Here is a 12,181-nt window from a genome sequence, read left to right as displayed (position 1 = left end):
AGAGCTATTGATTGACACAGATACAACCTATGGGCGCAGCAACGGGAGAACGCCATGCTCATCCACCGACTTGCAACTTTGACGGGTCTTGCCGTCGCAACCTTGTTCATGGCGGCGCCCGCCAGCGCGCTGACCATGGCCCAGTGTAGTACCAAGTATAATGCCGCCAAGGACGCCGGCACGCTGAACGGGCAGACCTGGAATCAGTATCGGAAGGCCGAGTGCGGCACCGACGCGGCGGCCACCACCGAGACCGCAAAGCCGGCAGCCAAGAAGGCCGCTGCGGCCAAGACGGACACGACCAAGGCCGCCGCCGCTGCTGATGACGGCGCCAAAGGTCTGACGGCCAAGGAATGCAGCGCTAAATACCAGGCTGCCAAGGCCGCCGGTACGCTCAATGGCGCAAAGTGGAACGACTTCCGCAAGACCGAATGCGCCGCCGGCGCATCCGCCGCGGCAGAACCCGCCAAGGCCACGACCAAGGCCGCAGCCACAACCGACGATGGCGCCAAGGGCCTGACGGCCAAGGAATGCAGCACCAAGTACCAGGCGGCAAAGGCCGCCGGCACACTGAACGGCGTGAAGTGGAACGACTTCCGCAAGACCGAATGCGCCGCCGGGGCCTCGGCCGCGGCAGCACCCGCCAAGGCAACCACCAAGGCAGCTGCCGACAGCAGCGGCAAGGGCCTGAGCATGGCCGATTGCAGCGCCAAGTACAAGGCTGCCAAGTCTGCCAATACTCTGGGCGGCAAGAAGTGGAACGACTTCCGCAAGGCCGAATGCGGCGCAGGCGCAGATGACGACGACACCGTGCCCGCTCCGAGCGAGGCGACCTATACCAGCGAGCCCGAGAAGCCCTCGGTCACCGCTCCCAAGGGCGTGAAGTTCCCGGCCGCGATCTCGAAGAAATACGCCGGCGAGACGCCGGCCAAGGGCCGCATGCACACCTGCCTCGAGCTCTACTACGCCAACAAGGATGCCAACACGCTGAATGGCCTGCGCTGGATCCAGAAGGGCGGCGGCTTCTACAGCCTCTGCAATGCCAAGCTGAAGAGCTGATCGCGTAGCCATATTCTCCAGACAGAGGCCCGCGCATCGCAGCATGCGCGGGCCTTTTTATTGCGCTCGAACACACCCGGCGTTGATCGCGTTACATATCGCGGAAGCTGTCGGCATCATCTATTCGCCCACACTGCCCACCCCAGACATATCGGTGATTCGCAAAGATTCCAATTGAACATATGCAGAACAAATGGTATACAAAAGGACATCGAATTTTTGTCAACCAGGAGGGTCTTATGTCCAGATTGAAATTGGCGGCATTGGCTGTGACGGCATGGATTGCGTGGAGCGTCACCCCTGCAAGCGCACTGACAATGAAGGAATGCGGCGAGGCTTATCGCACAGCCAAGGAAGGCGGCACTCTGAACGGCATGGATTGGACCGCTTTCCGCACCGAGAAGTGTGCGACGTCAGCTGCGGAGAGTGCCAATGCGGATGCGGTCAAAACCGAGCCGCAGCCGCAGAAGGAAACCAGCGCGGCGGTCGCCCCCGCTGTAGCGCCGACGGGCGTGACATTCCCGACCACCCTCGCCGCCGAATTCAAGACCGAGAAGCCCTCGAAGGCGCGGATGAAGACCTGCCTGCAGGGCTACCACGGCAACAAGGACGCGGGTACGTTGAACGGCCTTCGCTGGATCCAGAAGGGCGGCGGCTATTACAGCCTCTGCAACGCCAAGCTGAAGAGCTGATCGACCAGCAGCGTTTGAAGATCGAAGGCCCTCAACCGCAAGGTTGGCGGGCCTTCTCTTGGGTCTTGCCCCGTCAAGCGCCTTGTTTCGAGAGCTGGAGCAGTGCGACCAGGCTTGTAAGATCGGCATTGGCCTGGCCGGCAGCCACCCCGCGCTTCATCAGGCTTTGCATCGGCAAGACGAGTTCGGTGCTGACATCAGCCGACCTGCTGGCATCGATGACATTGACGTAGGCATCAGCCTGTATGCCCAGGTTGGAAACGACATTGCTGGTGTGATCGCCACTGTCGATCTGTTCCGCCCATTTCGGCAGCAGGCCTTGCATCGACTGAAGCCAGGAGGCCAGCAGCGGCATGAACTCGCCGGCCGGGATCCCTGCTGCGCCCGTCAATGCCAACGCCTGCAGAACGCCCGCGAACATGCCGTACATGCCGGTCAGAAGCGAGATATCATAGAGCGGCGCGAGCCCAGCATCCTCACCGAGGAATTTGCTGGTGCCGAGCGCTCCGAGCTGCCCCGAACAGGCATCGAACGCCTGGCGCGAACCGCTGTAGAGAATCAGGGCGTGCGGCCCGCCGATCATCGGCGGCACCGCCATGATGCCGCCGTCGATATAGCTGGCGCCCTGGCTCACCGCCCAGCCCGACATCGCCCGCGCCTGCTCGGGCGTGCCGTTGGTGAGATTGACCAATGTGCGCCCGACAGCGCCTCTCGGCTTGGGCCGAGCACCTCACGAACGGTGTCATAGACAAGCAGGCACGCCACGATCAGTGGACTCGATCTGACGGCTTCCTCGACACTCTTGGCCACAATGGCGCCCTTGGCTGCCAAAGCCTCAGCCTTTGCCGGAGAACGGTTCCACACCGTCACCGCATGTCCCTGGTTCAGAAAGGCTTCGGCAAGCGCAGTGCCCATGGCGCCGAGACCGATTACTGTTATGTCGCTCATTCTGCTTCTCCTTGGTTTGGTTGCGCGGTTACGCCGGTGTCGGGGTCAGGTCCTGGCCAAGGCCACCGTCCACGGTCAGCCGCGCGCCCGTGGTGAAGGTCGCGTCGAACGCCAGGAACAGCACTGCGCGCGCCACCTCCTCCATCGTGCCGTGGCGCTTCATCGGCGTGACCGCGTCGCCGATCGCCATGAAGGCGGCCCGCTCCTCGGCCGAGGCGTCGGCCACACCCATCGTCGGCGTATCGATGAAACCAGGGCTGACCACATTCACGCGGATCCGGCGCGGCAGAAGCTCGGCGGCCAGGACCTTGGCGAAGGCGCGCAGTGCCGCCTTCGATCCGGAATAGACGCTCATGCCGCCAGTGCCGGATTCGTCGGCGATCGACGAGGTGAAGACTATGGCGCCACCATCCCTGATGAGGGGCAGCAGGCGCTGCGCGGTGAAGAAAGCGCCTTTGGTGTTGATGTCGAAGGTGCGATCGTAACTGTCCTCGGTGACCCGCTCGACGGGTTCGAGATTGGCCACCCCGGCATTGACGTGAAGGAAGTCGATCTGGCCAAGCTTCTGCCCCACTTCGGCACCGAGCGTGACGATATCGGCCATGTCTGAGATATCGGACCGCACGACATGAGCTCGCGAAAGCAGCTTGGCTCGCGCGGCCTCGATGTTGCGCTGGTCGCGGCCGGTGACCAGGACCTCGGCGCCGCTTTCGATCAGGGCTTCGGCAACGGCGAGCCCCATGCCGTGCGTCCCGCCGATGACAACGGCCTTCTTGTTTGCGTATCGTGTCATGATCCATCCGTTTTTGACAAAATCCGGCCGCCGACGGCCTTTGCAGGTCGAAGCGAGGTACCGATATGATGTTGTGGTGTTCGCCGATGCCGGCGAGCTGGTTTGAAGCTATGGACCGGCTTGGTTTTTCTCAAGTACCGACAAAAATGTAAGCTACCCACCGATTGCTCAGAATTGGATGAAACATGGGAAAGAAACAGCCAGATAGTTGCGGATTGGGGCCGGCGCTGGAGGTCATCGGCGGCAAATGGAAGGCGCTACTGCTCTGGCAGATTCACAAGGCGCCGGCACGATTCGGTGAGCTGAAGCGGCTGGTGCCTGACATCAGCGAAAAGATGCTGATCCAACAGCTGCGCGAAATGGAGGCCGACGGCATCGTCCATCGCGAAATCTTTCCCGAGGTGCCGCCGAGGGTCGAATACTCGATTACCGAATTCGGCATCGAGCTGGACAATGCCCTGATCCCGCTGGCCAAATGGGGCAAGCAACATGCTGGCCGGACTGACGGTGTGCGCCCCGGCAAAGCAAATGCATCCGCCCCGCATGCTCTTTGATCAACCCTGAACAGCAAAACGCCGCGGATCGAAGCCGCGGCGTTTTCTTGGATCACATGATGTCAGCTCAGCTCGACGGCTGAGGCTCCATGCCGCCTTCGGGCTCGGGACCCTTCTTGCGGCGGCCGGACTTCGGCACAGCCGAGCCGCGGCTTGTGGGGGTATCATCCCCCAAATCTCGCGCGGGCTTCTGCCCGGCGATCAGCTGCTTGATCTCTTCGCCCGAAAGCGTCTCGTATTCGAGCAGGCCCTGCGCCAGAGCGATCCATTCCTTCTTCTTCTTGGTCAGAATGGATTTGGCCGTGACATAGGCCTCGTCGATCAGGCGGCGTACTTCGGCGTCGATGATCTGCGCAGTCTCTTCCGAGACGTTCTGCGTGCGCGCCACCGAATGGCCGAGGAAAACCTCTTCCTGGTTGTCGCCATAGGCGACGTGGCCGAGCTTGTCGGAGAAGCCCCAGCGCGTGACCATGGCGCGCGCCAGCTTTGTCGCCTGCTCGATGTCCGAGGACGCGCCGGAGGTGATGTTCTCCTTGCCGAACTTGAACTCCTCTGCGACGCGGCCGCCCATCATGATGGCAAGCCGCGAGATCATGTATTTGTAGCTCATCGAATAGCGGTCGCCTTCCGGCAGTTGCATGACCATGCCGAGCGCGCGACCGCGCGGGATGATGGTCGCCTTGTGCAGCGGATCGGCCGACGGCACGTTGAGCGCCAGGATGGCGTGGCCGGCCTCGTGATAGGCCGTGAGTTCCTTTTCGGCCTGAGTCATGGCCGACGAGCGGCGCTCGGCGCCCATCATGATCTTGTCCTTGGCGTCCTCGAACTCGGCCATGGTGACAAGGCGCTTGTTGCGGCGCGCCGCCATCAGAGCGGATTCATTGACAAGGTTCATCAGGTCGGCGCCCGAGAAGCCCGGCGTGCCGCGTGCGATCACCTTGAGGTCGACATTCGGTGCCAGCGGCACGTTGCGCACATGCACCTTGAGGATCTTCTCGCGGCCGACGATGTCGGGGTTCGGCACCACCACCTGGCGGTCGAAGCGACCCGGACGCAGCAGCGCCGGATCGAGCACGTCGGGCCGGTTGGTGGCGGCGATAAGGATGATGCTCTCGTTGGACTCGAAGCCGTCCATCTCGACCAGCAGCTGGTTCAGCGTCTGCTCGCGCTCGTCATTGCCACCGCCGAGACCGGCGCCGCGATGGCGGCCCACAGCGTCGATTTCGTCGATGAAGATGATGCAGGGAGCATTCTTCTTGGCCTGGTCGAACATGTCGCGGACACGGCTTGCGCCGACGCCGACGAACATCTCGACGAAGTCGGAACCCGAAATGGTGAAGAACGGCACATTCGCTTCGCCGGCGACGGAGCGGGCGAGCAGCGTCTTGCCGGTGCCGGGAGGGCCGACCAGAAGCACGCCGCGCGGGATCTTGCCGCCGAGGCGCTGGAACTTCTGCGGATCGCGCAGGAACTCGACGATCTCTTCCAGATCTTCCTTGGCCTCGTCGACGCCGGCGACATCCTGGAAGGTGACGCGGCCATGCGCCTCAGTGAGAAGCTTGGCCTTCGACTTGCCGAAACCCATGGCGCGCCCGGAGCCGGACTGCATCTGGCGCATGAAGAATATCCACACGCCAAGGATCAGGATCATCGGCAGGTAGGAGATCAGATAGCTGAACAGCGAGTTGGAACCGTCCGACTCAGGCCGCGCATTGATGGTGACGTTCTTGTCCTGCAGCCGCGAGACCAGCTGCGGATCGCCAGGCGAATAGGTCTGGAAGCCATTGGCGTTGTCGGCGTAGGTGCCCGTGATGCGGGCGCCGGCGATGACCACCGTCTTGACCCGGCCGGCCGCGACCTCTTGCAGGAACTGCGAATAGGGAACGTCGGTCGAGGCCCCGCGAGTCTGCGGCGTCTGGAACAGATTGAAGAGAGCAATGAGCAGGACCGCTATGATCGCCCAGAGCGCGAGATTGCGATAATTCGGATTCATCAATTGTCCCGTTGGTGCCCGCTGGGACACGCGTCATGAGAGGAAACTTGCGCCTAACATAGGGAGAGCGCCCCCCCTTGCCAAGCATAACAGCACGTATGGGTTAAGCTTTCGCGCCATGATCAACCGGCACTGTGGCGGCCAAAGGGCAAGCCGAGACAGGCGGTGCGCCGATCAACTCGGCCACGGCCTGCGCCAACACCAGATCGAAGCACGGCAGAAAACGGGCAAAGGGCGCAACGGCGGGACTGACGGCGATTGCCGCCGCCGCCGCTACATCCCCTGCAAAACCAAGGCATTCGCCGCCGCGCCATAGCGCCGGTTCCGCAGCCAGGGCGGCGCGCACAAGGCTTGGCGGCGCGCCATCCCCGGCAATCGGCGTTTTGGCGGCGGCAGCAGCGCCAAGCGGCGCGATCAACCATGCACCCGAACTGTCGCCCAATGTGATCGCCCCGGCTTCGATGTCTGGCGTGATCCGCCGGCGACCGTCCCAAAGCAGAGTGCCAGCTATCGGCGCGGAACGCGGCAGGTCGCGCGATTCACGGCGCAGGAAGATGCCGTTTCGCCTGATATCGACGACCGCCCGCGACAATGTGGCGCAAAGCCGACCGGCCCGCATTTGCTCGAACAGCGCTTCGCCGCGCGCCTGGTCCGGCAACAAGGCGGTGCCGCCCGTCGCCGCCAGCAGGACACGCAGCGCATAGACCGCGGCTCGCGTGTCGTCAGCTTCGGCAAGACCGGGATCGAGACGGATGAGACCCCTCGCCGGCCGGCTGGCAAATTCACCGATCAGGGCGGCGGCGCGGCGACCGAGTTGTTCGCGCTCGCCGGCGGCCCGCCTGGCCAGGCCGATCGCTTCGGCAAAACGCTGCCCGCTCCGGTCTTCGCCGAGCACGGCGCGGATGCGCGGGCGTTCGAAATTCGTGTCGATGTTGGTCGGATCCTCGACCCAGCCGACATGTTCGCGCTGCAGGAAGGCGCGCAACGCCGCGCGCCGAGCGCCGAGCAGCGGCCGCGCGATCCAGATCCGCCAGTCATAGAGGGTGGCAGGCGCCATGCCGGCGAGACCTCGGCCTGCAAGCTCTCGCCCGTCATTCCGCGCGGCTCGCATCAGGACGGTCTCGGCCTGGTCGTCGGCGGTGTGGCCGGTCACGATCACACCAATGCCTTGCGCCTGCGCTGCCTCGGCCAGCAACCGGTAGCGCGCCTCGCGCGCCGCCGCGGGCAGGCCGGCCGACGGCTTGGCGCCGGACCAGTTGAGCGTCCGGTGCGCGATGCCGCGCTCGGCACAAAGCTTTGCCACGCTGCGCGCTTCGGCTGCTGCTTCCGGACGCAGGCCGTGGTCGATCGTCACCGCCAGCAGCCGGGCTGTCGGGGCGCTGCGGTCGAGGTGAGCCTTGAGGAGAAGAAGGAGGGCGGTCGAGTCGCTGCCGCCGGACACGGCCGCAAGCGCGCCGTTGGTAAAGTCGATCTGCGAAAAATTCGAAAGGTCAGGCTCGGTATCGAGCATCAATGCATGTCGCGCAAAAGCGGTCCCGGTTCAGGGACGACAAAGGCAAAGACTAGCACGCCGCCAGCGCCCTCTCCTGCTTGACGCGTTCCTTGAGCGCGGCCGAGATATCGGGGTAGCGCTTGCCGATCTCGCCGAAGGTGGCGCAGGCGACATCCTTCTGCTTGAGGCCGACCAGCGACACGCCAAGCTTCAGGAGCATGTCAGGCGCCTTCTTGGCCTTCGGATAGTCCTTGCTGGCGGAGAGGAAAACCTCGGCAGCGTCATGATACTTCTGCTGGCCAAGCAGCGATTCGCCAAGCCAGTAATGCGCGTCCGCCGCCTTGGCGTCCTTCGGGAAGCGGGCGATGTGGTCGCGAAAACCCTGCTCGGCGGTGCTGTAGTCGCCCGACAGGATGAACTGGTAGGAGTTGCGGTAGATCTCTTCCGGGTTGTTGGTGGCAGGCAGCGCCGCCACCACCGTGCCGTCCGACTTGCCGGTCTTAGCCCCGGCAGCCGGCGCCTCGGCGGCGGGAGCCGCACCTTCCGCCGGCGCCGCTGCCTGCGTGTTGCCGCCGGCGTCGATTACATTGCCGTTCTTGTCGACGGTAATGGTGCCGAAGGTCTTGGGCGGCGTGCCGTTGATCACCTTGCCGGGATCGCCGGTCTGCGATTCGACGATGACCTCGCCGACGCTCTGGCCGCCATCCGGCTGCGCGCCGGCATCGGCCGGCGCCTGGTCTGCCGGGGCCTCGGCGACGCCGGTGCCCGCGCCACCGTCCTGCGGCGCGGCCTCCGATTTCTTCTGGGCCGGCGGCTGCCCGCTGGAGCCGCCTTCCAACTGCTGGAAGCGGAACTCGTTGTCTTCCTGCTGCTTGCGCATCTGCTCCTGCATCTGCAGGATCTGGAAGTTGAGTTCCTCGAGCTTGCCGTTCATCTGCCGGAGCTGATCTTCCAGCCCCGCGGCGGCGGTGCCGTCCTGCTGCTGCGCGATCTGTTGCTGCTCCGGCTTCTCCTTCTTGCCGAAAATGCCGAGCGTCGGCAGATGGAAGGAAAAGCCGCTATCCGCGGGTTGTCCGGTGCCGCTCGCGGAAGCCGCGAAGCCTGATACGAGCAGCAGCGCAAGCGTGCCGCTCAAGACCGATCTGAAATGCATGTGCCTCTCGCCGTGAATATCGTGAGCCTGTTCGCGCCTTCCGATCACAGTGGGACCGGCACGACGCCCTCGGCTCTTAGCAGGAGGCGAGACTTCGGCCAAATTTTGTTTCCGGGTTTGTTTCCGGGGCCGAAACTGAAAAAGGCGGCCACAAGGCCGCCTTTCGCATGGAGGTGTTGCAATTATGCGACTAAGGCCGCCGTCTTACTCATCAGGAGCCGGCGCCGGAGAGCGTGGTGACGGCGCGGCGATTCTGCGACCAGCAGGAGATGTCGTCGCAGACCGCGACCGGACGTTCCTTGCCGTAGGAAATGGTCTTCAGGCGGCTCGCCGAAACGCCCCTGGCGACCAGGAAGTCGCGGGTGGCGGCGGCGCGGCGGGCGCCGAGAGCCAGATTGTATTCACGCGTGCCGCGTTCGTCGGCATGGCCTTCGACGACGATGGCGTACTGCTTGTACTGGTTGAGCCACTGTGCCTGGCGCGACAGCGTCGTCTGCGCATCGGCGCGGATCGCGGTCGAGTCCGTGTCGAAGAAGATGCGGTCGCCAATGTTGACGGTGAAGTCCTGCGCCGAGCCCGGCGTTGCGGCACCCGCGCCATTGAGACCGAGATCGGCAGCGTTGTTCGGGGTTTTCTTCGAGGCGCAACCGGTGATGGCGAGCATTGCGATCAGGGCGATCATCGCCGGGTTTCTGGTAAGTGCTGCGATACGGCCCATGCCGCCTCTCCTTCGTATTCGAGTGATCGTATTTCGAGTGATTTCGTTGATCACCCAGTAACCACGTTTGGGTTAACCGGCATTCAAGAAACACGGTTAAAATTTGGTTTCAGCCGCCGTCCCGGCCAAAATGACCTGATGCCACGATGGTCGCGGACCGTAGGCGGAAATGCGGCCAAAACGCGACTTTGGCGTGAAAAAAGCCCCAAAACGGGGCTTTTGAGGTAGTGTTGCCGAGTTGCAACGAAGCGAGCGGGCCAGGCCGAAACTTAGTTACTCCAGCAGCGGCGACCACGCCGGGTCGGAAGCAAAATTCGCGGTCGGGATCGACTGTTCGTTGCGGCCGGTGAGATCGACGGAAACCAGTTTTGGGCCGCCGGCGGAGTCGCGGAAGAACATCAGCACGCGGCCGTTGGGCGCCCAGGTCGGTCCCTCCTGCTGGAAGCCCGAGGAGAGGATGCGCTCGCCCGAACCGTCGGTCTTCATGACGCCGATCTGGAATTCGCCGCCGGTCTGCTTGGTGAAGGCGACGAGGTCGCCGCGCGGCGACCACACCGGCGTCGAATAGACGCCGTCGCCGAACGAGATGCGGGTCTGGCCCGAGCCGTCGGCGCCCATCACATAGATCTGCGCGCGGCCGCCACGGTCGGAAGTGAACACCACTTTGCTGCCGTCGGGCGAATAAGACGGCGAGGTATCGATCGCCGTCGAATTGGTGAGCCTGGTGGTCGAGCGGCTGCGCAGGTCCATGGCAAAGATGTTGGAATTGCCGTCGTCGCGCAGCAGGCTCATGATCACCTTCTGGCCGTCGGGCGAAAAGCGCGGCGCAAAGGTCATGCCGGGAAAATTGCCGACCAGTTCGCGCTGCCCGGTCTCGATCTGCAGCAGATAGACCCGCGGCTGGCCGCTTTCGTACGACATGTAAGTGATTTCCTGCCGGTTGGGCGAGAAACGCGGCGTTAGCACGATCGAGCGGCCATCGGAGAGATAGCGCACATTGGCGCCGTCCTGGTCCATGATGGCGAGCCGCTTCTTGCGCGCATTCTTGGCGCCGGATTCGTCGATGAAGACGACGCGTGTGTCGAAATAGCCCTTCTCGCCGGTGAGCTTCTCATAGATCGCATCGGCGATGATGTGGGCGACACGGCGTTGATTTGCGTCGTTGGCGAAAAACTGCTCCCCGGCTATCTGCTGGTTGCCAAAAATATCCCATAGTCGGTACTGGGCGCGGATTCGGCCGTCCGCCTCCTTGCTCACGCTGCCGGTGACCAGCGCCTGCGCATTGATCACCTTCCAGTCGTCGAAACGGGGCTGCGCATCCGGATTGGCGATCTTCTCGATGAAGGCGTTCTTGTCTATCGGTGCGAAGAGACCGGAGCGCTTCAGGTCGGCGGTGACGATCTCGGAAATCTGCGCGCCGAGCCCTCCCTGGAAATCTGGGATGGCGATCGGCATCGGTTCGACATTGCCTTTGTTGACGTTGAGCTCGAGGGTTGCTCGAGCAGGCAAGGTGACGACGGCGTTCATGCCCATCGCCATCGCGGCGACCATCAGGAGCGGCTTGAGGATGGATTTCATGTCTTCTCGCTTCTCTTGCTGATTTCTGGGTGCTCAGGCTACAGGCCAAGCATCGCTCTGGGATCGAAGTTGACGCGAACGTCGGACCAAATGTCATGCTTTCCGGCGGGCACCTGCAGGCCGGCGACATCGCATTTCTGCACAGCGCGAACCGCGCTGCTGTCGAATTGGGGGTTGCCGCTGGACTTCTCGACGGTCGGACGGCCCTCCAGCTTGCCGGAGGCATCCAGGCTGAAACGGATCACCACGGTGAAATCCTCAGAACCCTCAAGCCCAACCGGGAGGGTCCAGCAGCCACCGAGCTGTTCTTCCAATGCCCCTTGCTCGGACTTCGACAGCTTCTGGCCTTGATCCTTGTCGCCGCCTAGCGATGCCTGCTGGGTCGAGCGCTTGGCGCCGCCGCCGGATGGCTTCTGCTTGTCGAGCAAAGCCTTGATGTCAGCCTCATTGAACTGCTTGTCATCCGACTTCGGCTTCGACGAGGCTTCCTTGACCGGCTTGTCGGTGTCCTTGCGGTCCGGAGCCTTCGCGCTTTCGGCCTGCGCCGGCTGCGGCTTCGGCCGTGCTTCGGGAGCAGGAGCGGAAGTCGGAAGCTGCGCTTCTTCCAGAGGCTGCTGATCCGATATGGCTTCGGCGACCGCATCGGGCTTCACGCGTGGCTTCGGCTCTATGGCGGCGGTCGTGTCCGGCTGCGGTGTTGGTGCAGGCTCCTTCACCGGGGTCGGCTTCGGTTCAACCTGCTTCACCGGCTCGGGCTTGACCTCTTCCTTCGGCTGCGGCTCCGGCGCCACCTCCGTCGCAGGTGTCGGCTTCGGCGCTTCCTTTGGCTTCGGCGTGTCCTCGGTCTTCGGCTTTTCGGTCGGGGTCGGCGCCGGAGCAGCCGTCGCTGTTTTCTCCACCGGCTTCGGCTTGGGCTCGTCCGTCACCGGCTTGTCGGTATCAACGCTGTTCTCGCCGATTTTCTGTGCATCTGGCACGATGTCGGGACGCTTGGTCGGCATCGGCGCCGGCTTTTCGTGCATCACCGCCTTCTTGTCGCCCTGCAGCGTCTGCGCAATGGCTTCCATGGGAACGATGTCGACCGCTATCGACTCCACATCCGTGGACGGCAGCGCGGCCGGCGCCGACAGGGTGAACAGGCCGAAAGCCAGTGCCACCGTATGCAGTATCACCGATGTGGTGAGGCCGGTCTTCATCGTGC

General features: G+C 63.5%; 12 protein-coding genes. 3 read left to right on the top strand and 9 right to left on the bottom strand.

What is annotated here, in order from left to right; translation table 11 throughout:
* The first annotated feature begins 54 nt into the window (after window positions 1–54).
* Both NKL06_RS19070 and NKL06_RS19065 read left to right on the top strand, forming a co-directional pair.
* Complete coding sequence (locus NKL06_RS19070; RefSeq protein WP_023808054.1) at window positions 55–1,059, top strand: hypothetical protein; 1,005 nt, start codon at window positions 55–57, stop codon at window positions 1,057–1,059.
* Between the two features lie 239 nt (window positions 1,060–1,298).
* Entirely contained in the window at window positions 1,299–1,751 is a 453-nt protein-coding gene (locus NKL06_RS19065; protein ID WP_023744990.1) for a hypothetical protein, read from the top strand.
* A 73-nt stretch (window positions 1,752–1,824) separates the two neighbouring features.
* On the opposite strand, the gene NKL06_RS19060 is transcribed toward NKL06_RS19065, so the two are convergent.
* From NKL06_RS19060 to NKL06_RS19050, 3 genes are read right to left on the bottom strand one after another with little or no spacing between them, the layout of a single operon-like run.
* The gene (locus NKL06_RS19060) at window positions 1,825–2,349 is read right to left on the bottom strand and encodes an imine reductase family protein (protein ID WP_245267184.1); all 525 of its coding nucleotides are present in this window, start codon (window positions 2,347–2,349) and stop codon (window positions 1,825–1,827) included.
* Between the two features lie 32 nt (window positions 2,350–2,381).
* Window positions 2,382–2,699 carry an NAD(P)-binding domain-containing protein gene (locus NKL06_RS19055; RefSeq protein ID WP_245267183.1) on the bottom strand — a complete coding sequence of 106 codons (318 nt, stop codon included), beginning with the start codon at window positions 2,697–2,699 and terminating at the stop codon, window positions 2,382–2,384.
* Window positions 2,700–2,727: 28 nt separating this feature from the next.
* Window positions 2,728–3,492 (bottom strand): SDR family oxidoreductase, encoded by a 765-nt coding sequence (locus NKL06_RS19050; RefSeq protein WP_023688966.1) that lies wholly within the window; start codon window positions 3,490–3,492, stop codon window positions 2,728–2,730.
* A gap of 185 nt (window positions 3,493–3,677) precedes the next feature.
* Here NKL06_RS19050 and NKL06_RS19045 point away from each other — a divergent pair, with 185 nt between their 5' ends.
* On the top strand, window positions 3,678–4,046 hold the full coding sequence (locus tag NKL06_RS19045) for a winged helix-turn-helix transcriptional regulator (protein ID WP_031208982.1): 369 nt from the start codon (window positions 3,678–3,680) through the stop codon (window positions 4,044–4,046).
* Window positions 4,047–4,113: 67 nt separating this feature from the next.
* Here the strand turns inward: NKL06_RS19045 and ftsH are convergent, their stop codons facing one another.
* From ftsH to tolA, 6 genes are all read right to left on the bottom strand, one after another.
* On the bottom strand, window positions 4,114–6,039 hold the full coding sequence (ftsH, locus tag NKL06_RS19040) for an ATP-dependent zinc metalloprotease FtsH (protein ID WP_023673598.1): 1,926 nt from the start codon (window positions 6,037–6,039) through the stop codon (window positions 4,114–4,116).
* 103 nt (window positions 6,040–6,142) lie between these two features.
* The gene (gene tilS, locus NKL06_RS19035; RefSeq protein WP_023694602.1) at window positions 6,143–7,549 is read right to left on the bottom strand and encodes a tRNA lysidine(34) synthetase TilS; all 1,407 of its coding nucleotides are present in this window, start codon (window positions 7,547–7,549) and stop codon (window positions 6,143–6,145) included.
* Window positions 7,550–7,601: 52 nt separating this feature from the next.
* Window positions 7,602–8,684: a tol-pal system protein YbgF gene (ybgF, locus tag NKL06_RS19030; RefSeq protein ID WP_023694601.1), complete on the bottom strand. Its 1,083-nt coding sequence runs from the start codon at window positions 8,682–8,684 to the stop codon at window positions 7,602–7,604.
* Between the two features lie 211 nt (window positions 8,685–8,895).
* Window positions 8,896–9,402, bottom strand: a complete 507-nt coding sequence (gene pal / locus NKL06_RS19025; RefSeq protein ID WP_023684182.1) for a peptidoglycan-associated lipoprotein Pal — start codon at window positions 9,400–9,402, stop codon at window positions 8,896–8,898.
* A 273-nt stretch (window positions 9,403–9,675) separates the two neighbouring features.
* On the bottom strand, window positions 9,676–10,980 hold the full coding sequence (tolB, locus tag NKL06_RS19020) for a Tol-Pal system beta propeller repeat protein TolB (RefSeq protein ID WP_023673841.1): 1,305 nt from the start codon (window positions 10,978–10,980) through the stop codon (window positions 9,676–9,678).
* A gap of 38 nt (window positions 10,981–11,018) precedes the next feature.
* Entirely contained in the window at window positions 11,019–12,176 is a 1,158-nt protein-coding gene (gene tolA, locus NKL06_RS19015) for a cell envelope integrity protein TolA (protein ID WP_023673842.1), read from the bottom strand.
* Window positions 12,177–12,181 lie beyond the last annotated feature (5 nt).

The organism is Mesorhizobium sp. C268A (genome assembly GCF_040324475.1).
Lineage (GTDB): Bacteria > Pseudomonadota > Alphaproteobacteria > Rhizobiales > Rhizobiaceae > Mesorhizobium.
The sequence above is the reverse complement of the archived record's forward strand: the minus strand, read 5'-3'. Positions and strand labels throughout refer to the sequence as shown.